This is a genomic window from Sodalis sp. RH22, assembly GCF_047324165.1.
In the GTDB taxonomy this organism is placed as follows: Bacteria; Pseudomonadota; Gammaproteobacteria; order Enterobacterales; family Enterobacteriaceae; genus Acerihabitans.
On record NZ_CP178731.1, the window covers coordinates 2,152,759 to 2,174,410 of the forward strand.

At 55.1% G+C, this 21,652-nt stretch carries 20 protein-coding genes; 5 read left to right on the forward strand and 15 right to left on the reverse strand.

The features are described from left to right. Positions 1 to 60: 60 nt before the first annotated feature. From potI to rimK, 6 genes are all read right to left on the reverse strand, one after another. Entirely contained in the window at positions 61 to 906 is an 846-nt protein-coding gene (gene potI / locus ACL2XN_RS09745; RefSeq protein WP_413722371.1) for a putrescine ABC transporter permease PotI, read from the reverse strand. Further along, positions 903 to 1,784: a putrescine ABC transporter permease PotH gene (gene potH / locus ACL2XN_RS09750; RefSeq protein WP_413730964.1), complete on the reverse strand. Its 882-nt coding sequence runs from the start codon at positions 1,782 to 1,784 to the stop codon at positions 903 to 905. The genes potI and potH overlap by 4 nt, the downstream gene beginning before the upstream one ends. A 95-nt stretch (positions 1,785 to 1,879) precedes the next feature. Then, positions 1,880 to 3,013 carry a putrescine ABC transporter ATP-binding subunit PotG gene (gene potG / locus ACL2XN_RS09755; protein WP_410016594.1) on the reverse strand — a complete coding sequence of 378 codons (1,134 nt, stop codon included), beginning with the start codon at positions 3,011 to 3,013 and terminating at the stop codon, positions 1,880 to 1,882. 124 nt (positions 3,014 to 3,137) lie between these two features. Next, the gene (gene potF, locus ACL2XN_RS09760; RefSeq protein WP_413730721.1) at positions 3,138 to 4,250 is read right to left on the reverse strand and encodes a spermidine/putrescine ABC transporter substrate-binding protein PotF; all 1,113 of its coding nucleotides are present in this window, start codon (positions 4,248 to 4,250) and stop codon (positions 3,138 to 3,140) included. Positions 4,251 to 4,626: 376 nt separating this feature from the next. Next, entirely contained in the window at positions 4,627 to 5,106 is a 480-nt protein-coding gene (locus ACL2XN_RS09765) for a YbjN domain-containing protein (protein WP_410015935.1), read from the reverse strand. Between the two features lie 269 nt (positions 5,107 to 5,375). Next, positions 5,376 to 6,278, reverse strand: coding sequence for a 30S ribosomal protein S6--L-glutamate ligase (rimK, locus tag ACL2XN_RS09770; RefSeq protein WP_410015936.1), 903 nt, complete (start codon positions 6,276 to 6,278; stop codon positions 5,376 to 5,378). A gap of 244 nt (positions 6,279 to 6,522) precedes the next feature. Between rimK and ACL2XN_RS09775 the strand changes: the two genes are divergently transcribed. Continuing rightward, positions 6,523 to 6,789, forward strand: a complete 267-nt coding sequence (locus ACL2XN_RS09775; RefSeq protein ID WP_410015937.1) for a GrxA family glutaredoxin — start codon at positions 6,523 to 6,525, stop codon at positions 6,787 to 6,789. A 72-nt stretch (positions 6,790 to 6,861) separates the two neighbouring features. Here ACL2XN_RS09775 and ybjM read toward each other — a convergent pair whose 3' ends face one another. After that, complete coding sequence (gene ybjM / locus ACL2XN_RS09780; protein WP_410015938.1) at positions 6,862 to 7,230, reverse strand: inner membrane protein YbjM; 369 nt, start codon at positions 7,228 to 7,230, stop codon at positions 6,862 to 6,864. Positions 7,231 to 7,291: 61 nt separating this feature from the next. On the opposite strand from ybjM, the gene ACL2XN_RS09785 reads away from it, so the two are divergent. Then, positions 7,292 to 7,513, forward strand: coding sequence for a hypothetical protein (locus ACL2XN_RS09785; protein ID WP_413722369.1), 222 nt, complete (start codon positions 7,292 to 7,294; stop codon positions 7,511 to 7,513). 1,227 nt (positions 7,514 to 8,740) lie between these two features. Continuing rightward, positions 8,741 to 10,033 carry a serine/threonine transporter gene (locus tag ACL2XN_RS09790; RefSeq protein ID WP_410015940.1) on the forward strand — a complete coding sequence of 431 codons (1,293 nt, stop codon included), beginning with the start codon at positions 8,741 to 8,743 and terminating at the stop codon, positions 10,031 to 10,033. A 54-nt stretch (positions 10,034 to 10,087) separates the two neighbouring features. Here ACL2XN_RS09790 and ACL2XN_RS09795 read toward each other — a convergent pair whose 3' ends face one another. The 4 genes from ACL2XN_RS09795 to ACL2XN_RS09810 all read right to left on the reverse strand — a co-directional run bounded on the left by ACL2XN_RS09795 (position 10,088) and on the right by ACL2XN_RS09810 (position 14,151). Continuing rightward, the gene (locus ACL2XN_RS09795; protein ID WP_410015941.1) at positions 10,088 to 11,287 is read right to left on the reverse strand and encodes a serine hydrolase; all 1,200 of its coding nucleotides are present in this window, start codon (positions 11,285 to 11,287) and stop codon (positions 10,088 to 10,090) included. A 280-nt stretch (positions 11,288 to 11,567) separates the two neighbouring features. Further along, the gene (locus tag ACL2XN_RS09800) at positions 11,568 to 12,227 is read right to left on the reverse strand and encodes a methionine ABC transporter permease (RefSeq protein WP_410015942.1); all 660 of its coding nucleotides are present in this window, start codon (positions 12,225 to 12,227) and stop codon (positions 11,568 to 11,570) included. Then, complete coding sequence (locus ACL2XN_RS09805) at positions 12,220 to 13,236, reverse strand: methionine ABC transporter ATP-binding protein (RefSeq protein ID WP_413730723.1); 1,017 nt, start codon at positions 13,234 to 13,236, stop codon at positions 12,220 to 12,222. Before ACL2XN_RS09805 ends, ACL2XN_RS09800 begins: the two co-directional genes overlap by 8 nt. Positions 13,237 to 13,308: 72 nt before the next feature. After that, the gene (locus ACL2XN_RS09810; RefSeq protein WP_413722367.1) at positions 13,309 to 14,151 is read right to left on the reverse strand and encodes a MetQ/NlpA family ABC transporter substrate-binding protein; all 843 of its coding nucleotides are present in this window, start codon (positions 14,149 to 14,151) and stop codon (positions 13,309 to 13,311) included. A 368-nt stretch (positions 14,152 to 14,519) separates the two neighbouring features. Between ACL2XN_RS09810 and ACL2XN_RS09815 the strand changes: the two genes are divergently transcribed. Further along, positions 14,520 to 15,146, forward strand: a complete 627-nt coding sequence (locus tag ACL2XN_RS09815; protein WP_410015945.1) for a glutathione S-transferase family protein — start codon at positions 14,520 to 14,522, stop codon at positions 15,144 to 15,146. A gap of 136 nt (positions 15,147 to 15,282) precedes the next feature. On the opposite strand, the gene ACL2XN_RS09820 is transcribed toward ACL2XN_RS09815, so the two are convergent. After that, the gene (locus ACL2XN_RS09820; RefSeq protein WP_413730724.1) at positions 15,283 to 16,392 is read right to left on the reverse strand and encodes a PQQ-dependent sugar dehydrogenase; all 1,110 of its coding nucleotides are present in this window, start codon (positions 16,390 to 16,392) and stop codon (positions 15,283 to 15,285) included. Positions 16,393 to 16,678: 286 nt separating this feature from the next. Between ACL2XN_RS09820 and ACL2XN_RS09825 the strand changes: the two genes are divergently transcribed. After that, the gene (locus ACL2XN_RS09825) at positions 16,679 to 17,506 is read left to right on the forward strand and encodes a 5'-nucleotidase, lipoprotein e(P4) family (RefSeq protein ID WP_413730725.1); all 828 of its coding nucleotides are present in this window, start codon (positions 16,679 to 16,681) and stop codon (positions 17,504 to 17,506) included. Positions 17,507 to 18,239: 733 nt separating this feature from the next. Here the strand turns inward: ACL2XN_RS09825 and gsiD are convergent. The 3 genes from gsiD to gsiB are packed head-to-tail and all read right to left on the reverse strand — an operon-like array spanning position 18,240 to position 21,626. After that, a complete protein-coding gene (gene gsiD, locus ACL2XN_RS09830; RefSeq protein WP_413722364.1) occupies positions 18,240 to 19,145 on the reverse strand; it encodes a glutathione ABC transporter permease GsiD in 906 nt (301 codons plus the stop codon). A gap of 9 nt (positions 19,146 to 19,154) precedes the next feature. Next, positions 19,155 to 20,075, reverse strand: a complete 921-nt coding sequence (gene gsiC, locus ACL2XN_RS09835; RefSeq protein ID WP_410015949.1) for a glutathione ABC transporter permease GsiC — start codon at positions 20,073 to 20,075, stop codon at positions 19,155 to 19,157. Positions 20,076 to 20,084: 9 nt separating this feature from the next. Continuing rightward, positions 20,085 to 21,626 (reverse strand): glutathione ABC transporter substrate-binding protein GsiB, encoded by a 1,542-nt coding sequence (gsiB, locus tag ACL2XN_RS09840; RefSeq protein ID WP_410015950.1) that lies wholly within the window; start codon positions 21,624 to 21,626, stop codon positions 20,085 to 20,087. Positions 21,627 to 21,652: the final 26 nt, after the last annotated feature.

A 21,652-nucleotide genomic window follows, 5' to 3' on the forward strand; every position in this document is an offset into this window, starting at 1 on the left:
TTGTTATTACGCCGTATTAAACAGCGGCACACGGATAAAGACTAGCAGTAATCTGCGCAATCAGCCACGGGCCGCCCGCTGGCGATCCCGCAGGCGTTGCTTTTCAGCGCGGGACATCAGCCACCAGGCGATCAGGCCGATAACGCCGACCACGCCCAGGATGATGGTGGCCAGGGCATTGATTTCCGGATTTACCCCCATCCTGACGCTTGAGAACACCAGCATCGGCAACGTGGTGGCCCCCGGACCGGCGACAAAACTGGCGATGACCAGATCATCGAGCGACAGGGTAAAGGCCAGCAGCCAGCCGGATACTATGGCCGGGGCAATCATCGGCAGCGTTATAATAAAAAACACCTTGATGGGCGTGGCGCCCAGATCCAGCGCGGCTTCCTCGATGGAGGCATCCAGCTCGCGCAGCCTGGAATTGACCACCACCGCCACGTAGGCGGTACAAAACGTCACGTGCGCCAGCCAGATGGTGAACATGCCTCGCTCCGCCGGCCAGCCGATGGCGTGCCCCAGCGCCACGAACAGCAGCAGCAGCGACAGGCCGGTTATCACATCCGGCATCACCAGCGGCGCGGTCAGCATAAAGGCGAACCCGTTGGCGCCGCGAAAGCGGCCGAAACGCACGATCACCACCGCCGCCAGGGTACCCAGGATCACCGCCATGGTGGCGGTGGCGGCCGCCAGCGTCAGGCTGAGCGACACGGCGCTTAGCATCGCCTGGTCATTGACCAGGACGCCATACCACTGCGTCGACCATCCGGCCCATACCGTGACCAGTTTCGAGCTGTTGAACGAGTAGATGACCAGCATCAGCATCGGGGCGTACAAAAAGGTAAACCCGGTGATTAAAATCACGATGCGCCAGGGCGAACGCACGACAGGTAGCGTATTCATGCCCGATCCCCCAGGGTTTTATTCTGATGTTTATGGAACCACATAATCGGCACAATCAGCAGCAGCAGCATGATAACCGCTACCGCGGACGCCACCGGCCAATCGCGGTTATTGAAAAATTCCTGCCATAAAATGCGCCCGATCATGATGCTGTCGGGGCCTCCGAGCAGCTCTGGAATCACGTATTCGCCCACCGCCGGAATAAACACCAGCATCGAGCCGGCGATAATGCCGCCTTTGGTCAGGGGAACAATCACCTGGAAAAAGGTTTTCATCGGCCGGGCGCCGAGATCGAGCGATGCCTCCACCAGGGAATAATCCAGCCGCGTCAGCGCGGTATAAATGGGCAGGATCATAAACGGCAGATAGGCATAGACCACTCCGATATATACCGCCAGATTGGTATGCAGGATCACCAGCGGCTGATCGATAACGCCGAGCCACAGCAGGACGTTATTGAGAATACCGTTGTTTTTCAGGATCCCCATCCAGGCGTAGACCCGGATTAAAAATGACGTCCACGACGGCAGGATAACCAGCAACAGCAGGATATTGCGCGTCGAGGGTTTACTGTGGGCCACCGCCCAGGCCATCGGGTAGCCTATCAGCAGGCAGAAAAAGGTGGAAACGGCCGCGACCTGCAGTGATTGCAGATACGCCTCGATATACAGCGGATCGTCCAGCAGTTGCAGGTAATTGGCCAGGTTCAGCGAGATATCCAGCTTACCGTCGAGCCAGCTGACCAGGTCGGTGTAGGGCGGGATCGCCCGGGCCATCTCCGCCATGCTGATTTTGAAAACAATCAGGAACGGCAGCATAAACAGCAGCAACAGCCACAGGTAAGGCAGAAAAATCACCGCCTTGCGCCCATGGCGCATCTGCAGCCTTGTCAAGATGCGGGGGGTGTTGACCCGCTCGACGGCCGGCGGGGGCAGTAATTTTTCGTCAGATGCAGACATGATGTTCCCCTGTCCTATACCGTCAGCACAACACAGCTGTCCGCATCCCAACAGAGACGCACTTCATCCCCCCAGGTCGGCGTGCCTTTTCGGTAACGGTGCGCATTTTGCAGCTGCGCGCTGATGGTCTGGCCGCTTTGCAGCAGCACATGGTAAATGGAGAGATCGCCGAGATAGGCGATATTGACCACTTCGCCGACGGCAAAGTTAAAGCCGTCCGCGGGCACCTCCTCGCACAGCATGATTTTTTCCGGCCGCAGCGCCACATGCACCGGCACGCCGTCAACCACCGACACATCGGAATTCACCTGCAGCGGATGCACCAGGCCGGGACTTTGGATAATGAGCGCATCGTCGTGACGCTCAACCAGCAGGCCGTCGAACATATTGACCGAACCGATAAATTCGGCGCTGAAGCGGCTGTTGGGATGCTCATAAATCTCTTCCGGCTCGCCGATTTGCACAAACTTGCCCCGGTTCATAATGGCGATGCGTCCGGCCATGGTCATGGCCTCTTCCTGATCGTGCGTGACCATCACGCAGGTCACCCCGACGCGTTCCAGGATATCCACCACTTCCAGCTGCATGCGGTCGCGTAATTTTTTATCCAGCGCGCCCATCGGTTCGTCAAGCAGCAATAGCTTTGGCCGTTTAGCCAGGCTGCGCGCCAGCGCCACGCGCTGGCGCTGGCCGCCGGAAAGCTGATGGGGCTTGCGGGCGGCGAATTCCTGCATATGCACCATCGCCAGCATCTCCGCCACGCGTTGCTTAATCTCGGCGCGCGGCAGTTTATCCTGCTTCAAGCCGAAGGCAATATTCTGTTCCACCGTCATATGCGGAAACAGCGCATAGGACTGGAACATCATATTAATGGGCCGTTGATACGGCGGCATATGGGACAGGTCCTGGCCGTCGAGCACAATCTGGCCATGGGTGGGTTGTTCAAAGCCCGCCAGCATCCGCAGCAGCGTGGATTTACCACAGCCTGACGCGCCCAATAAAGCAAACATTTCCCCTTTATAGATCGTTAAACTGACATCATCGACCGCCGACTGGCCGTCGAAGGTTTTGGTCAAATTACGAATCTCCAGCAATGGCGTTACCATTTTCTGGGTTTTGGGCTGTGGGCGGGGTATAGCATCGTTCACTGACATGACTCTCCGGAACAGAAGAAACGGATAATCGTTAATCGTCTACCGTCTCTGAAATAGCATAACAGGCGGTATGAAACCGCCTGTTGGTTAGCATAATGTCAACCCTGCGGCGGGCAGATTACTTGCCGCTTTTTACCTTGGTCCAGGCACGGGTGATAACCCGGTCTATTTGCGGCGGCTGAACTTTAAGGCTAAATAATTTAGCGCGCACCTCGGGCGGCGGATAAATGCCGGGATTATTGCGCACCTCTTCATTGACCAGCGGCGTGGCCGCTTTATTGCCGTTGGCATAGAATATCTGATTGCTGACCTGGGCAATAACCTGGGGGTCCATCAGAAAATTAAGGAACTGATAGGCCTCGTCGGTATTTTTGGCGTCGGCCGGAATCGCCAGCACGTCAAAAAACGCCAGCGCGCCTTCCTTAGGAATACTATAGGCGATATGAACGCCGTTCTTCGCTTCCTTCGCGCGATTTGCCGCCTGCATCACGTCGCCGGCCCAGCCGATGGCAACGCAAATGTCCCCATTTGCCAAATCGTTGATATATTGCGAGGAATGGAAATAACGGATGCTGGGGCGCAGCTTTAACAGCAGATCGGTGGCCGGCCCGGTATAATCCGCGGCGTTGGCGCTGTTCGGATCCTTGCCCAGGTAATTGAGGACGGTGGCGAATATCTCCGAGGGCGCATCAAGGAATGAAACGCCGCAGCTTTTCAGCTTCGTCAGGTTTTCCGGTTTTAACACCAGATCCCAGCTGTTTACCGGCGCGTCCGCGCCCAGAATGGCTTTGACCTTATCGACGTTATAGGCAATGCCGGTGGTAGCCCACATATAGGGAATGGCATATTTGTTATCAGGATCGTGCTGGCTGATAAGTTTCAATAATTCCGGATCCAGATTTTTATAATTCGGCAGTTTACTTTTATCCAAAGGCTGGAATACCCCGGCGGTTAACTGTCGCTCCAGGAAACTGGCGGAAGGCACCACCACGTCAAAGCCGGTACTGCCGGCCATCAGTTTACCCTCCAATACTTCATTGGAGTCGAAAACATCATAGATGACTTTTATGCCGGTTTGTTTTTCAAAATCCGGCACGGTGTTCGGCGCAATATAATCCGACCAATTATAGACATGCAGCGTTTTTTGTTCCGCACCTGATGCGGTGACGGACGCAGCCATCAGCAGGCCGGCAACTATACCCGACAACCATTTTTTACGTTGGGTGAACATCCGTTGCTTCCTCCAAATCCCGGTCAATAAAAGATATTTCTGTATAACGTCGCCGGTATACAGTGCTTAAATAAGCGCAGCGGCTGTTGGCGGCACCGTGAATAGCCGATCCCCCTCGGACGCGCGCGGGGAGATAACGTTATGAAAACGGTTGTCCGACGGATCACGCGCAGCATCGCAAGCATAACCGCAGCGCCACTGCGACGCCAGCGATCCGCAAAAAAAATGGCTTTAATCGATTAATTATTCACTAATTAGTGAACAAATCTGGTATTGGACGCATAAATGACAAAGGATCTGCGCTCGCGCGGGCGCAACGACAGCATAAATGATGGGAAGGTACCGGGAGGGCACGCCGCCTGCGGCAGGCGGCAGATCAATGGATAACCGGAAGGGTATTTTTGGCGTCGGCGGGCTGTTCTTCGCCGTCAATAAACAGCAAATCATTGGCACGCGCTTCCAGAATCAGCATGGAAATCTGTTCTTCGGACTGCTGCATAAAATGTTTAAACTGACCAAAGGTCACGCCCACCTCAATGCTTAACGCCTGGCACGCCACCAGCTTGGGCAAGTTATCGTCCTGAATATCGATAAAGGCCTTCACCGTCAGCGAACTGGCATTTATCTGACTTAAATCCCCCACCAGCGCTATCAGCGCGGTGGGACGCACCTCCGCCAGGGCGGAAAATAAAATGACGTTATCGACCAAATCAACTTTGGCATCGAAGATGCCGTCAAAATTTTGCATATGCGGCAGATGCAACGCCTGGCAGGAGTCACACTCGAAAAACGTCAGGCTGAGCTTTTCCAGCCAGCGTCTAAGGATGTCCAGATCCGGGACAACAAGTGAATCCATGAAGGCCAACCTCTAAATGAAAAATGCGAAACGGGGCATAGCTTACGGAATAATCGTCAAAGGTGCCATGGACAAACGCAGGAAATTATTTTAACCGTCGGCCCGGCCGGTTATCCGGGCGTAGCGGCGCGCGGCGCGCTATTGCGCGGCAAACAACATCATATTGATTTTTAATAGATAGCTTTCTCATTAATCACCATAGGTCAGACCAATGTCCGCCCCCCGGGACAAAATCTGAAAATGCCCTTTTTGCCGCGGGTACGGTGGATTTACAAGGTATTGCCCGGTTTTAACATTTTCTGGCCGTGCTGTTCGATGTATTCAATCATCATTCCGGCAATATCGGTGCCGGTGGCGGTTTCCACCCCTTCCAGGCCCGGCGAGGCATTGACCTCCATCACCAAGGGCCCGCGCCGCGCCCGCAGGATATCGACGCCGGCCACATCAAGCCCCAAAGTGCTAACCGCCTTGATGGCCACCGCCCTCTCCCGGGGGGTAATGACAATTTTGCGGGCCGAACCGCCCCGATGAAGATTGGAGCGGAAATCTCCCGCTTCGGCCTGGCGTTCGATAGCCGCCACCACCCGGTTGCCCACCACCAGGCACCGGATATCGCAGCCTTTCGCCTCCTGAATATATTCCTGCACCAGAAACTGCGCCTTCAAGCCGCGAAAGGCGTCGATAACACTCTTGGCGGCCTGGGATGTTTCAGCCAGCACCACGCCGATGCCCTGAGTGCCTTCCACCAGTTTCACCACCAGGGGCGCCCCGCCCACCATGGCAATCAGATCGCCGGTATCGTCCGGGGAATCGGCAAAGCCCGTCACCGGCAGATCGATGCCCTCTTTCGCCAGCAATTGAAGGGAATGCAGTTTATCCCTGGCGCGGGTAATGGCTGAAGAACCGTTGAGCGCATAGCTGCCCAGCATTTCAAACTGGCGCAAGACCGCGGTGCCGTAAAAGGTGATGGCGGTGCCGATCCGCGGGATAACCGCATCGTAATGCGCCAGGCGATTGCCGCGGTAATGAATGGCGGGCGCGTCGCAATTGATGTTCATATAGCAGGAGAGCGGATCGATGATATCCACGCTATGACGTCGGAATTCGGCCGCTTCCCGCAGTCGCCTGCAGGAAAACAGGGTGCCGTCCCGGGATAAAATGGCTATTTTCACGGTTTACCCAGATTGATCATAGTGGACCGGCTCATAATAATCCGCCCGCGGGCGCGGGTCGAGAAAAGTTTAGCGTCCAAAGACGGTTTGCACGCGTATGAAACAGATAGGCGGGATGCATTGGACTAAAAGGTATTTTCTGCTTTTTTTTGACGCAGGTCACAGGCATAGTAGCTGACAGCGAAAAGCATAACCGAGTGCAAAGATTCGTTTCGTTTTTTCTTTTATGCGTTAAGGAGTGTATATGTTTGCTGTCATTTTTGGACGTCCGGGCTGTCCTTATTGTGTGCGCGCTAAAGAGCTGGCTGAAAAACTGACCGCTGAACGGGATGACTTCTCTTTCCGTTATGTCGATATCCATGCGGAAGGCATATCCAAGGCCGACCTGTCGAAAACCGTCGGCAAACCCGTGGAAACCGTGCCGCAAATCTTCGTCGATCAGGTTCATATCGGCGGCTGCACTGATTTTGAAGCTTACGCGAAAGAAAACCTCAGCCTTTACCAGCAATAATCCGCACTGCTTTATTACTGCATCACTGCGATGGAAGCCAGCCCGGGCTGGCTTTATTCTTTTACGCCGCCGTCAATGCGCCGCCCCTTTGTATATCACGCCGGCAAAGTAACACCCCAGCGCGCCGCAGGCGCACCAAAATACCGCGCTTAACATGTAGGCAAGCTGATACCACAGGCTGATGGATAAACCATGTCCGAGGTAAAACAGCAGCAGGCAAAAAGGCGAAGCGATCAGGGCGCCCACGATCGGATTGATGATTTTATTCTCATGCAACAGCAGGCTGCCGACGATGCCGGGCAGTAAAAACAGCAGCAGGCCAAATGCCGCGCCGTGATCCCCGGTCTTCATCACTTCGAAGCCGCTGACCTGGCTGGCAAAGATTACGCCGAACAGTACAGCACTGCTTATGGTTCCAGCCCAATGCCGGTAGAGCGCCATTTTTGCCTCCCATAATTCACGCTGTGATCAAAACGCCATAGAAAAAAAACGCGGTTTCCCGATGATGAATGCCGCCCAATTCATCCCGGCCGCCGGTCATCGGCAGAAAAATGTTTACCGCGATAAAATGGCGTATATTTTCCCGGCGACAAGGGAAAAACAACGCCAAAGGCAAACGTCCGGTAACCGTCAAATCCCGGTACGCTTCCCTGGCGGCAATAATGGTGTATTCTCAGATTTTATTCTAATGAATATACTTGATAATCTCATAATTATCAAATAGTTGCTGGTAACAATAAAGTTATGGTCCATGCTTATTAAGGTGGCTGATTTGTTACGCAAGAATGAAATTTTGTTATTCATTGTGAGAGAACAATCACACCCCGATGGACATATAAAACCGATGATACGCTTCCAACCTTGTCATTAACCTGACTTTTTTACGGTAAATAAAATAATTTCTTTTTTTGCCCGGGGCGCGGCGCTGAAACGCTTTTTGCCACCATCAGACCCTTTCTATCCATGGCGGCGTCGCAATAAAATGAAAATTTCAGTTTTTTCTTATGATGACACGTCGCCCTCTTACATTAATTTTTTTACATAAACAGCAGCCACCGGCCGCGCGCGCCGCGCCGGCCGTACGCGTTGCCGGCTGCTGCCGTACGGCGCGGGCGCCGACGCATAAGCCCGGCGCTCATGGCGCCGGTCGGAAATGAGATTTTTTTGATCTAACGCAGAACTTTCGCTTATGGCCGCAGTCTGAATATGTGCCACTGCTTTTCTTTGATGTCCCCAAATTGAGGAGCCCGATCGTCCCGCCTATTAGGTTCAAGACTTTCGGGTTTTTTATTGTCCGCCATTCCCCCGGTCATAACGGTTGCCTGGCGCATCGAGCGGCGGTTTCCCCGCTACAACCTGCGCCCCTGCGCTGACGCCGCCACCTGCAGGCCGGACAGCGATTTTTTAGTCTGGTCGTTGGGCCGGGGCCGTATTATCCCCTATTATTCCACGAAAAATGACTAATTCAATTACAGTAAATTAATTAAAAGATAATTCATAATAACAGCAATAATAAATGCCGACATTAGGTGCTTGGCCGCATAATAGCGTTATAGGGGTGCAGGCTATTGGGCAGGCATTAATCTCATGACGGCGGCAGGTCGAAAAAAACGCCGCCGATGCCAAAAAATATTATTATATTAAAGCGTTAGATAACTTTAACGTTAATGAACCATTACAAATATTATAGCAGGAGTTATTATTATTATTACGCATTAACCTAACCCGTACTGCACCATTAAATAATCGACTTAGATCAAAAAAATCAACATTGCGCATGAATATCCCGAACAAATTCTATATTATGTCCATCTGATCTCACCGCCCAATATTATTTACCTGATGACTCGCTCTTACTGTTTTTCGTAACTGCTATTGCAATAAAAGCGGCTATGTAATAAGCCTTTGCAGTTTATATATTATTCGTTCCGCTTTGTTTTTTGGAGATATAATGGATACAACTCAAGCCACCACGGAAACACTGGCCCATCGGACCGCGTCGGCATCCTGGAGCAAAACGGATGCTGTCTGGATGATGGGGCTTTATGGCACGGCTATCGGCGCCGGGGTGCTGTTTTTGCCCATCAATGCGGGTATCGGGGGCCTGGTGCCGCTGATCATCATGGCGCTGATTGCGTTCCCCATGACCTTTTTCGCCCATCGCGCTTTATGCCGCCTGGTGTTGTCGGGCGACGGCGCGTGCCGGGATATTACCGATGTGATTGAGCAACACTTCGGCGCCCGGGCGGGCCAGGTGATTACCCTGCTTTATTTTTTTGCCATTTACCCCATTCTGCTGGTCTACGGCGTCGCCATCACCAATACCGTCGACAGTTTTATTACCCATCAATTGCACCTTACCGCGCCGCCGCGCGCGCTGCTGTCGTTGATCTTGATCATGGGCCTGATGACCGTCATCCGCCTGGGTAAAGAGATTATCGTCAAGGTCATGAGTATGCTGGTATTTCCCTTTGTCGCGGTGCTGTTGTTCCTGGGCGCGTTCCTGATGCCCCACTGGAGCACCGACATTTTCCATACCGCCCTGCCGCTTCGCGGCACAGGAAACGGCGGGTTATGGCATACCCTGTGGCTGGCGGTGCCGGTGCTGGTATTCTCGTTTAACCATTCACCCATCATTTCCGCCTTCGCCATGTCGAAAAAAAAGGAATACGGCGATAACGCCGAGCAAAAATGCTCGCGCATTTTATTATACAGCAACATCCTGATGGTGCTGACGGTGATGTTTTTCGTTTTCAGCTGCGTCCTTAGCCTCTCGCCCCAGGACCTGGCGCACGCCAAAACGCAAAACATCTCCATCCTGTCCTTCCTGGCCAATCACTTCAACAATCCCTTTATCGGTTTTTTGGCGCCGGTCGTGGCGTTTGTCGCGATAACCAAATCCTTCCTCGGCCATTACCTCGGCGCCAGCGAGGGCTTTATCAGCCTGCTGGATAAGGCGCTGCGCAAGCCGGGCAGAACCGTCCATGAGGTTACACTGCACCGGCTGACGGGGCTGTTTATGCTGGCGTCGACATGGCTGGTGGCGACCATCAACCCCAGCATCCTGGGTATTATTGAAATGCTGGGCGGCCCGATTATCGCCATGCTGCTTTTTCTGCTGCCCATGTATGCCATAGCCAAGGTGCCGGCCATGGCCCGCTATCGCGGCGCGGCCAGCAATTATTTTGTTTGGGCCATAGGCTTTATCGCGCTGTCGGCGATTCTATATAAGCTGCTGGAATAAGGTGGGATAATGCCTCCCGCTGGGAGGCATCATAATAACGGAAGACGAGACGGCCTATTTGCCAAACCAGCCGTGTATGGTCTGTAGGATCCAATCCCAGATGTTGCGGAAAAAGCCGCCTTTCTGCACTTCATCGAGCACCACAAGCGGGCGTTGTTCGACAACCTTGCCGTCCAGTTGAAAATCAATGGTTCCTACCACCTGGTGGCGAGCCAGCGGCGCCTCAAGATGAGGAGACGCCAGGGTAAATGACGCCTTCAGGTTTTTCATCTGGCCTTTAGGCAAGGTAACAGACGCATCCTGCGCCACGCCCAAGTCCACCTCACTGCGATCGCCGAACCAGACACGCTGGCGGGTAAAGGGTTTGCCGGCGGGAATCAGCGTCAGCGTTTCATAAAAATTGAAGCCCCAGGTGAGGATTTTTTCGCTCTCGCGAAAACGCACCCCGTCGGTGGGCGCGCCCAGCACCACCGAAATCAGCCGCATGCCGCCAGGGGTGATAGCCGACGCCACCAGGTTATGGCCCGCGCCATCGGTATAACCGGTCTTGATGCCGTCCACGGTGAGATTGCTGTTCCATAACAGCCGGTTGCGGTTGAGTTGTTTAATCTTGTTATAGGTGAATTCTTTTTGTTTATGCAGGGCATATTCGTCCGGGACATCCCGAATCAGCGCCTGGCTGATGATCGCCATATCCCGCGCGGTGCTGTATTGCCCTTCGGCATCCAGGCCATGCACGGTGAGGAAATGGGTATTTTTCAATCCCATGACGTCGACATATTTGTTCATCAGGCTGACAAACGCATCCTGACTGCCGGCGACATAATCCGCGAGGGCGATACTGGCATCGTTGCCCGACTGGATCACCACCCCGTTGTTCAGATCCGCCACGGAGACCTGCTCTCCGGGCTTCAGGAACATCAGCGACGATCCGCGCAGCACCGGGTTACCCGTGGCCCAGGCATCCTTGCCGATGGTGACTTTATCCTGCTCCGTGATTTTTTTGGCCTTCAGGGACTGCCCAATCACATAGCTGGACATGATTTTTGTCAGGCTGGCGGGGTCGAGACGCAGATCGGCATTTGACTCCGCCAGCACTTTGCCGCTTTGATAATCCATCAGGATAAACGCCTTGGCGTTTACTTCCGGCGCGGCGGGCGGCGTATCGGCCCGGGCTGCGGGGATGAGGGCCAGCACCAGCAGTGCGCCCAGGGTCAGGGTGGTTTTTTTTTGTGGAAAAATGTCATTCTTCATGGCGTGGCCAGAGTATCCCTTCAACAATGGTAACCGCGTTACTCACGGTAGAGATCCCAACAGAGTTTGATGACAAAGCCATACCTTGGGATGATGGGCAAAACCATAAACATAGCGATGTTCCTGATCATCATACCCGTTTTAAATTTGTGTGCTGGTTTGTCAGCCGTGCAAACACATCAAGTCTATGCGAAACAGTTCAACTTTGCCGCAACGGCGATCAATTTTCAGCTCTTTTTACATTTTTTTATCTTACCGCCGCCTGACGGCGGGCGGCGGTTTAGCGTTTACTGCGCCGGTCGGCGCGTTGTGCCAGGGCGTCGCCCAACACCTGGACTATCTGGACTAAAATAACCAGCGCCACCACGGTAATGATCATGACGTTGGTTTCGTAGCGGTAATAACCAAAACGGATGGCCAGATCGCCCACCCCGCCGCCGCCGACAATCCCCGCCATGGCGGAATAGCCGATAAGGCTGACCAGGGTGATGGTCAACCCGCGTAATAGACCCGCCAGCGCCTCCGGTAATAACACCGTGCAGATGATGCGCATCGGGCTGGCGCCAAAGGCTTCGGCAGCCTCGACAATGCCGGGATCCACTTCGCGCAGCGCGCCATCCACCAGACGGGCATAAAACGCGATGGCCGCCACGGATAACGGCACGGCCGCGGCGATGGGCCCGATGGTGTTGCCCAGCAACAATTGCGTTAACGGCAGCAGCAGCACCAGCAGAATGACAAAGGGTATCGAACGGATGATATTTACCAGCACCGTGCCGCTAAGATAGAGGGCGCGGTTTTGCCAGAACAGATGGCGGTCGGTGACATAGATGAGAAAGCCCAGCGGCAGGCCGCCGATAATGGCAAACAGCGTGGCGATCCCCACCATCTGGAAGGTTTCGCCAAACGCGGCAAAAAGATCGAGCCATAAATCAGCCATGCAGCACCTCCACGCGCGCGGTATTTTCCTGGATATAGGTGACCGCCAGGGCAACCTGTTCCGGCCGGGTGGGATGGGTTAACAGCGCCACCAGCACGCCCAACGCGCGGTAGCCGATATACTCAATTTTTCCGTGCAGGATATTCACCGACACGCCGAAACGCGTGGCGACATCCGACAGCACCGGCTGCTCGGCGGAGGCGCCAACAAACAATATTTTCAACAGGGTACCGCGTAAATCCTGCATTAAGCGGGGCGGCAGCTCCAGATTAAAGGTATGCGAAACCAGTTGCCGGGTAAATTCGTGCCGGGGCGTGGCGAAAATGTCAAAAACCGCCCCTTCCTCCACCACTTTCCCCCCGGTCATCACCGCCACGCGGTCGCAGATGGTCTTGATGACCGTCATTTCATGGGAAATCAATACAATGGTAATGCCGAGGCGGACATTGATTTCCTTAAGCAGTGTCAGTATCGATGCCGATGTTTCCAGATCCAGCGCCGAGGTCGGCTCGTCACACAGCAACACCTCAGGCTGGTTAGCGATGGCGCGCGCGATGCCGACCCGCTGTTTTTGCCCGCCGCTAAGCTGTGCCGGGAAGGCCGCCGCCTTATCGGCCAGGCCCACCAGCGCCAGGATTTCCGGTACCCGCCGGGCGATGTCACCGGAGGATTTGCCGGCCGCCCGCAGGCTGAAGGCGACGTTCGCCGCCACCGTGCGCGTATGCATCAGGTTAAAATGCTGGAAAATCATGCCGATTTTTTGCCGTTGCCGGCGCAGCGCGCCGCCGGAAAGCGCACTGACCCGGACGTCGTTAACGATAACCTCGCCGGCGCTTGGCCGCTGGAGCAGGTTGATGGTGCGCAGCAGCGTGCTTTTGCCCGCCCCGCTGGCGCCGACGATACCGTAGATTTCACCGCGTTTAATCCGCAGGCTGACGTCGTCCACCGCGCGGGCGCCCGGTTGCTTTCCCTGTGGGAAATCCACGCTGATATGGTCTAACTGAATCATTATCCGCATACTCCAAAATCACATCCAAAGCGGAAAACCGCCTGCCGGACAAGAGTGCCGGCAGGGGCTTGGTCAGGGTTTAACCTGGGGGGCGGCCTGCATCCATTCGGGTTTCTGGAATTGGCTGAACATCGAGCCGGGTTGGTTAATCACCGCAGCATACGCCGGCGATTCCACCGCGGCCTTGATGTCTTTGACAAAAGGTTTATCCAAATCGTCGGTGCGTACCGCAATGACATTTTTCAGATTTTCATCCAGCGTTTCCAGCGCCAGGGCCGATGACATCTTCAGGCCCGCGGCAATGGCAAAGTTGCCGTTGACCAGCGCGCCGCTGGCGCTGTCTAGGGTGCGCGGCAACTGGGCGGCCTCCAGCGGCTTGAATACCAGGCCGCGCGGATTCAGGGCGATATCGCGTTCGGAGGCTTTAGTGGGGTCGATATCCGCCTTGATTTTAATCAGACCCAGTTTTTCCAGAAAACGCAGGCCGCGCGCCAGGTTGGTGGGATCATTTGATAGCGTGATGATATCGCCCTTCTTGAGCTCGCGGATAGCGGTGATTTTATGCGAATAGAAACCCATGCTGGCGGTGGGCACGGTGATAAGTTTACTCACCTTCAGGTTTTTGTCGGCGGCAAACTTTTCCAGATACAGCGTATGCTGGAAAAGATTGGCGTCAATACTGCCGTTGGCCAATGCCATATTCGGCTGCACATAGTCGCTGAACTCCCGCACCTCCACCGTATAGCCTTTTTTTACCAGCTCAGGCTTGATGGCCTGCTTCACCATATCCCCATAAGGACCCGGCGCGACGCCGAAGACAATGGTTTTTGGATCGCTGTTCGCCTGGGCCAATTGCAACCCCAGGGCAAACAGCCCTACGGATAAAACCGCGCGCACGATTTTTATCACTGTCATAACGATACCTTTCCCTAAATGAATGGACCCGGCCAATGGCCGTAAAACCCAAGATTAAAGCATAATTCCCAGGCGGACATCGCGGATTCTTGCCGCGCTATTTTTTTTTGAAACAAAATATCGTTTAAAGATGCATGTTTAGATAATTATCAATTAGCGCAATAGTTTACAGGTTATAATTTATGAAGACCGGTTAAACCATGAAGATATGTCCGGGAAAAGCTCATTTTCTTTTTATGCGCTAAAATCAGGCTTAATACGGCGATAAAAGGCGGAGCAGGTAAACCGGTTTTTTTACGGCATAACCCCCTGTTAGGCCACGCTGAAGATTGCCCAACTATTTAGAAAAATATAACGGAGAAGGCGCAATGTTGACAATCTGGGGTCGTGAGAATTCAGTGAACGTGAAAAAAGTACTGTGGTGCGCCGCGGAACTTGAACTGGCGTTCAACGTAATACCGGCTGGCGGCGAATACGGTAAAAACAAGGATCCGCTGTTCCTGGCGTTAAATCCCAACGGCCTGGTGCCCTGCCTGCAGGATGATGATAACGATTTGGTGCTCTGGGAATCCAATACCATCGTACGCTATATGGCGGCAAAATTCGGCCAGGACCAGTGGCTATTAGCGGATGCGGCGGTACGCGCCGCCTCCGAAAAATGGATGGACTGGACGTTATCCAGCCTGTCGCCGGCGTTACAGCCGGTGTATATCAATCTTATCCGCACGCCACCGGCCAAGCGTGATAAACAATTGATAGAAAACGGCATTAAACGATGCGAGGAATTATTGGATATCGCTGAAACCGCTCTGGAAAAGCACCCCTATTTTTCCGGGGAAAAATTCGGCATCGGCGACATTCCCATCGGATGCCTGGCGTATAACTGGTTTACGCTTGATATCGAGCGCAAACCACGTACCCATCTGCAAACCTGGTATGACGCCATTTCTTCCCGTCATGCCTTCAAGACGCGGGTCATGCTGCCGCTGAGCTAACCCGGGCCTGCCGCCCCCGGCATGATGACGCGATGCGGGCCCGGCCGGAAGCGCCCGATCCCCGTGGCGGCCGTTGCCCGTCATGCGTGCGTTACGCCGTTCAAAAGACCCCAGCCATCGGCTATCAGGCCGGTGGTTATTCCAGCCCAAGCCTGAGCAATTTACCGTCCCGCTCGTCGGTGAGCGCGTAGACGAAGCCGTCGGGTCCCACGCGCACATCGCGGATGCGCTCATGGCGGTCTTCCAGCAAGCGTTGTTCAGACTTCACAACGTCTCCCTTTAGCGTCAGTCTGATTAACGCCTGTTGTTTTAATGCGCCGATAAACAGCGAGTTCTTCCACTGCGGAAATCGATCGGCGTTATAGAATGCCATACCGCTTATCGCCGGCGATTTTTGCCAATACCAGGCGGGTTGCACCGTGCCCGCGACCACACCGCCCTGCGCTTCGGGGATTTTCAAACCCGAGTAGTTAATGCCGTAAGTGGCGATCGGCCAGCCAAAGTTAGCGCCTTTGGTGATGATATTCACTTCATCGCCCCCCTGAGGGCCGTGTTCATTCTCCCAGATGATGCCGGTCCAGGGATTTAATGCCATTCCCTGCGGATTGCGATGCCCCAGGGACCAGATTTCCGGACGGGCATTATCGTCGTGGACAAAAGGATTATCCGGCGGTATTTCGCCATCGGCGGTTAAACGGACGATTTTGCCCTGGTGTTTGGTCATATCCTGCGCCGTGGGGCGGCGATTATTTTCGCCCAGGCTGATAAACAGGAACCCTTGCCGGTCAAATACCAGCCGTCCGCCAAAATGCTCGCCGCTGGACAGTTTGGGCTGCTGGCGGAAAATCACTTTAAAATCGGTCAGTTGCTGGTTATTTTCCGATAAACGGCCATACCCGACCGCCGTCCCCGCGTCGTCTTTGCCCGCTTCGGCATAGCTAAGATAAATGCGCCGCGACTGTGCAAAATCCGGGGCCAGGACCACATCGAACAGCCCGCCCTGGCCGTGGGCGTAGACCTTTGGCACGCCGGCGATGGGGGCCGAAAGGGGCTGGCCGGGCTGCCAGTAGCGTAGCCGTCCCGGTCGTTCGGTAATCAACATACCGCCGTCCCGCGGCAAAAATGCCAGGGACCAGGGGTGATCCATACCCGTGAGCAATTGGGTGACCTGAAGTTCCGCCGCCATGAGCCGGCCGCTGAAAAACGCCAGGCCGGCCGACAGCAGCAGAGGTGTTATCCAACGCATGGTGTTCTCTCCATTTTATCGTTCCCCTTAAGCGTAGAAATGACCCGCCGGTTGCGCGATAAATCACCGCCGGATTTACACTTACTGACATTACCGTTATTCCCTCGCGTGGTTCCCGTGTCCAATCGCACGATGTTTTTAGTTTCATAATTAATAAAATGCATGTTATTAATTTATAAATAACTAAGTTATCTTGAAAATTGATACCCCCTGCCAGACAACACTGAAATTACCCGCTTCGATGGGTTGAGTTATAGACAGTTTCGGGATACGACAAGGAGAAACAATGCATACTGTAAAATGCGGGTTCGCCGCTTTGACCCTCAGCCTGCTGCTAAGCGGCTGCGCTCCTCATCAGCAAGCCGCCGCGCCTGAGACGGCACAGCAAAAGCTCACGGAACAAACGGTATTTGCCGTTAACTGGATGCAGCAATCGGGCGAAATCAGCGCCCTGTCCTACCAGGCTTTTAATACCGCCGAAACGGCATTTATCCAAGCCAAGGCCCGCCCCGGCCTGAAGAAGGCGGTGGTGGTGGATCTGGATGAAACCATGATCGATAACAGCGCCTATGCCGGCTGGCAGATCAAGCATCACCAGCCCTTTACCGACGCTACCTGGAGCAAATGGAACCAGGCGCGCGAGGCCAAGGCGCTGCCGGGCGCGGTGGAGTTCTCCCACTATGTGCTGGAGCACGGCGGTCGTATTTTTTATGTCTCCAACCGCGCGCAGGCTGACTACACCGCCACGGTGGATAATCTCAAGGCGTTGGGTTTTGCCGACGTCAGCCCGCAAACAGTATTACTGAAACCTACCGGCGGCAGCTCCAATAAGGTTGAGCGTTTCGCGGCGGTGGAAAAACAGGGCTATGATATCGTGGTGTATGTCGGCGATAACCTGAATGATTTCAGCGGCGAGACCTATCATAAACTGAATACCCAACGGCGGGATTTTGTTAACCGTCACCAGGAGGAATTCGGGCGCAAATATATTGTGCTGCCCAATCCCAGCTATGGCGATTGGGAGGGGGGCATGGCGCAGGATTACTTTAAGGTGAATGATGAGGGCAAGGTGAAGATCAGGGAGGAGAGAATCGATGCCTGGGATGGGAAATAGGGAAGGATTGGCACTGCGGGTAATGGTCCGTGGCAGTTGCTTTTATCATTGACTGTCGCTTCTGCCAATGGCATTTATTTTTGGCACTGGCTCTTGCTATAGATAGTGCCATTTTCTATTGCCACCTGCTTTTGACCTTCACCTTCACTTTGATTTTTACTTTGATTTTGATTTTGACTTGGTCGTTGATTTTGACATTGACTTTGACTTGGTCGTTGATTTTGACGTTGACTTGGTCGTTGATTTTGACGTTGACGTTGGACCGGCATCAAGCACGCTGACGGCACGGTTCACGACCGGACGAGCCGCAGGGATGCGGCGAGAGCTTAGGCCCGCGCCGGGAGCGCGTGCCGTGCGGGCCGCAGGGCGGGAGCCGGGACGGAAGGCACCGCGCAGCGGCGTGCGATCTGCCGGTAGCCCGGGGGTCGAGGGGGCCGGGGCGACTGCCGGCCCCTCGTCGCTTGCCCGCACGGGGCACCATAAAACACCGCCGCCCGCGGCAAGTGAAATCCCCACCTCACCCGTTGACATCCCCACGCCGGCAAGCGAAATCCCCGCCTCACCCGCAGACATCCCACTCCGGCAAGCGAAATCCCCACCTCACCCGCAGACATCCCACTCCGGCAAGCGAAATCGCTGCCTGACCCGCAAACATCCCAATTTGGTAAAATCAATCAATGCCTCCCCCACGCCCCAAAAACGCAAGCACATTCCCTCAGGGGCACCCTTCTCCTTAATTCTTTAACTTCGGATCCAGCGCATCCCTCAACCCATCCCCCAGCAAATTAAACGCCAGCACCGTCAAAAAAATCGCCAGGCTCGGGAAAATGGCAATATGCGGCGCCGTCACCATATCCGCCCGCGCCTCATTCAGCATCGCCCCCCATTCAGGCATCGGCGGCTGCGCCCCCAGCCCCAGAAATGACAAACTGGCGGCGGTGATAATCGAGGTGCCGATACGCATGGTAAAATACACCACGATGGAAGACATCGTCCCCGGCAGAATATGGCGCAGCAGGATGGTGCGGTCCGACGCGCCGATACTGCGCGCCGATTCAATAAAGGTCTGGTGCTTGAGCACCAGCGTATTGCCGCGCACCAGCCTGGCAAACGCCGGAATGCTGAAAATCGCCACGGCGATAATCACATTCGCCATGCCGCTGCCCATAATCGCCACCACGGCGATAGCCAGCAAAATACCCGGAAAGGCAAACAGCACGTCGCAGATCCGCATAATCAGCCGGTCCCACCAGCCTTCATAAAACCCGGCCACCAGGCCCATCACCGTGCCGATGACCATGCCGAGCAAGACGGAAAAAAAGCCCGCCGCCAGCGAAATGCGCGTGCCCATCAGGATGCGGCTGAAAATATCGCGCCCCAGGGAATCCACCCCCAGCCAGTGCATGGCCGACGGTCCTTCGTTAAGCCGGTCATAATCAAAAAAGTTTTCCGCGTCAAACGGCGCCAGCCAGGGCGCCAGCAGCGCGCTGATAATCAGCAGCAGCACAAATACCCCGGCCGCCAGCGCCAGCGGCTGCTGTTTAAAGCGCCGCCAGAACTCGCTCCACGGCGTGCGCACGCGATGAGGATTAAGCACCGGCATCGCCGCCAGGGCGGCGTTTCGTCGCCAGAATTTCATCGCCGGTCCCTATTGATACCGGATAGACGGATTAATTGCCGCATATAACATGTCCACCAGTAAATTAATAATGATAAATTCCAGCGAAAACAGCAGTACCTCGGCCTGTATCACCGGATAATCGCGCATCTCCACCGAATCCACCAGCAAACGTCCCAGTCCCGGCCAGTTAAATACCGCCTCCACCACGATCGAACCGCCCAGCAGAAAACCAAACTGCAGGCCCATCATGGTCACCACCGGAATCATGGCGTTGCGCAGGCCATGTTTTACCACCACCCAGAATTCGCCCACGCCCTTGGCCCGGGCGGTGCGCATATAGTCTTCCTGCATCACCTCGACAAAAGAGGCGCGGGTAAAACGCGCCATGATGGATGCCACCGCCGCGCCGAGAGTAATGGCGGGCAGGATATAATGCCGCGGCGTGTCCGCGCCCACGGTGGGCAGCCAGCCCAGACCGACGGAAAATACCTGCATCAGCAGCATGCCCAGCGCAAAGGCGGGAAAAGAAATCCCCGAGACCGCAAGCGTCATGCCGATGCGGTCCGGCCAGCGGTTACGCCATACCGCCGAAACGATGCCCAGCGCCATGCCCAGGATCACCGCCCACGCCATACTGGCGACGGTCAGCCAGAATGTGGGCATAAACCGCGAACTTATCTCGGCGCTGACCGGCCGTTTCGACACCAGCGAGGTGCCGAAATTGCCGCGTACGGCATTGGCGATAAAATGGACAAACTGCTCCGGCAAGGGCCGGTCCAGCCCCAAATCCTGGCGCACCAGCGCCACCACCGAGGCATCGGCGTTCGGCCCCGCCGCCAGCCTGGCCGGATCGCCCGGCAGCAGGTGGACAAACAGGAACACCAGCACCGCGACGATCAGCAGGGTCGGGATCAGCCCCAATAAGCGCTTAATAAAATAATTCAGCATTCTGCCGGGTTATTTCATATCAGCGTGGGTGAAATCAAATGAACTGTCCGGCATGACATAAAAACCGGTCAGATTCTTGCTGCGCGCGTACAGCATTTTTTCCGTCAGCAGGAATACCCAAGGGGCGTCAGCCCAGATTTTATCCTGCGCGTCTTTATACAACCGGGTTTTCTCGGCGCGGTCGGTGGTTTTCAACGCCTCGGTCAAATCTTTATCCACCTGCGGATTACTGTAAAAGGCGGTATTGAAGATGGCAGGCGGCGCGGAGGTGCTGGCGAACAGCGGCGTCAGGGCCCAGTCGGCCTCGCCGGTGGACGCGGACCAGCCGGTATAGAACATGCGCACGCCGGTTTCGTTCACCCCTTTGGCCTCGACCTGGGCCGCGCGCTGGCCGGCATCCATGGCGGTAACGGTGGTTTTGATCCCCACCTGGGCCAGCTGTTGCTGGGTAAACTGCAGCGCCTTCTGGAAGGTGCTGGTATTGTGCGATGACCACAGAGTGGTGGTGAACCCGTCCGGATAACCGGCTTCCTTCAGCAGTTCGCGCGCCTTGGCCGGATCGTAGGGCCAGGGTTTATATTTAACCGCATAATCAATGCCTGCGGGCAGCGGCCCCTCGGCGGGCACGGCATAACCGGCATAGGCAACCTTGATCAGCGCGTCTTTATTAATGGCGTAGTTCACGGCCTGGCGCACCCTGACGTCGTCAAACGGCTTTTGCGTTACATTCAGGCTGATATAGCGCTGCAGGATGGAGGGCGCCGACACCACATCCAGCTTCGTGCTTTTTGCCAGTAAGGCCGCCTGTTCGTAAGGGACCGGGAAGGCAAAATTGGCTTCGCCGGTTTGCAGCATCGCCGCGCGGGTATTGTTGTCCACCACCGGTCGCCAGGTGATGCTGTCGAGCTTGGCGGCGTCTTTTTGCCAGTAGCCGTCAAAACGCTTCACTTTGACAAAATCGGTCTGGTTCCACACCTCAAATTCGTATGGGCCGGTGCCCACCGGATGAAAGCCGATTTCCTTGCCGTATTTTTGCAGCGCCGCGGGGGAAATCATCGCCGCCGCCGGATGGGACAAATTATTGATAAACGGCGAGAACGGCGTTTTCAGCGTGATTTTTACCGTTAACGGGTCGACCACCTCGGTCTTGTCGATCATTTTGAACAGATTGTAGCGCTTGAGATGGTTGTCCGGATTGCTGGCGCGATCCAGGTTCACCTTGACCGCTTCGGCATTAAAATCAGTGCCGTCCTGGAACTTCACGCCTTTATGCAGCTTGATGGTATAGGTGAGGCCGTCGGCGCTGGCCTGATAACTTTCCGCCAATACGTTAACCTGCTTCATATCCTTATCGAAGCCAAACAGCCCCTGGTAGAACGACTTGGCCACCGCCTGCGACAGGGTATCATTGGCGTCATACGGGTCCAGGCTGGTAAAGTTGGAACCCACCGCGATCACCGCGTCCTTGGCCGCCCAGGCCGGTACCGATGCCAACGCGCCCATCACCGCCGAGGCGATAAGCATATTACGCTTAACCGTGTTTTTTATCATAAGGTTGCACTCTCCAAGAATATCCC

What these genes read in the sequence shown, in the direction of transcription:
- ACL2XN_RS09785 (WP_413722369.1), top strand. Translation starts at nt 7,292, where the DNA reads ATGATGAATGCCGCCCAATTCATCCCGGCCGCCGGTCATCGGCAGAAA.
- ACL2XN_RS09815 (WP_410015945.1), top strand. Translation starts at nt 14,520, where the DNA reads ATGTTGACAATCTGGGGTCGTGAGAATTCAGTGAACGTGAAAAAAGTA.
- ACL2XN_RS09775 (WP_410015937.1), top strand. Translation starts at nt 6,523, where the DNA reads ATGTTTGCTGTCATTTTTGGACGTCCGGGCTGTCCTTATTGTGTGCGC.
- ACL2XN_RS09800 (WP_410015942.1), bottom strand. Translation starts at nt 12,227, where the DNA reads ATGGCTGATTTATGGCTCGATCTTTTTGCCGCGTTTGGCGAAACCTTC.
- gsiD (WP_413722364.1), bottom strand. Translation starts at nt 19,145, where the DNA reads ATGAAATTCTGGCGACGAAACGCCGCCCTGGCGGCGATGCCGGTGCTT.
- ACL2XN_RS09810 (WP_413722367.1), bottom strand. Translation starts at nt 14,151, where the DNA reads ATGACAGTGATAAAAATCGTGCGCGCGGTTTTATCCGTAGGGCTGTTT.
- ACL2XN_RS09795 (WP_410015941.1), bottom strand. Translation starts at nt 11,287, where the DNA reads ATGAAGAATGACATTTTTCCACAAAAAAAAACCACCCTGACCCTGGGC.
- ACL2XN_RS09820 (WP_413730724.1), bottom strand. Translation starts at nt 16,392, where the DNA reads ATGCGTTGGATAACACCTCTGCTGCTGTCGGCCGGCCTGGCGTTTTTC.
- potH (WP_413730964.1), bottom strand. Translation starts at nt 1,784, where the DNA reads ATGCGCCATGGGCGCAAGGCGGTGATTTTTCTGCCTTACCTGTGGCTG.
- ACL2XN_RS09790 (WP_410015940.1), top strand. Translation starts at nt 8,741, where the DNA reads ATGGATACAACTCAAGCCACCACGGAAACACTGGCCCATCGGACCGCG.
- ACL2XN_RS09805 (WP_413730723.1), bottom strand. Translation starts at nt 13,236, where the DNA reads ATGATTCAGTTAGACCATATCAGCGTGGATTTCCCACAGGGAAAGCAA.
- ACL2XN_RS09765 (WP_410015935.1), bottom strand. Translation starts at nt 5,106, where the DNA reads ATGGATTCACTTGTTGTCCCGGATCTGGACATCCTTAGACGCTGGCTG.
- ybjM (WP_410015938.1), bottom strand. Translation starts at nt 7,230, where the DNA reads ATGGCGCTCTACCGGCATTGGGCTGGAACCATAAGCAGTGCTGTACTG.
- potF (WP_413730721.1), bottom strand. Translation starts at nt 4,250, where the DNA reads ATGTTCACCCAACGTAAAAAATGGTTGTCGGGTATAGTTGCCGGCCTG.
- gsiC (WP_410015949.1), bottom strand. Translation starts at nt 20,075, where the DNA reads ATGCTGAATTATTTTATTAAGCGCTTATTGGGGCTGATCCCGACCCTG.
- gsiB (WP_410015950.1), bottom strand. Translation starts at nt 21,626, where the DNA reads ATGATAAAAAACACGGTTAAGCGTAATATGCTTATCGCCTCGGCGGTG.
- potI (WP_413722371.1), bottom strand. Translation starts at nt 906, where the DNA reads ATGAATACGCTACCTGTCGTGCGTTCGCCCTGGCGCATCGTGATTTTA.
- ACL2XN_RS09825 (WP_413730725.1), top strand. Translation starts at nt 16,679, where the DNA reads ATGCATACTGTAAAATGCGGGTTCGCCGCTTTGACCCTCAGCCTGCTG.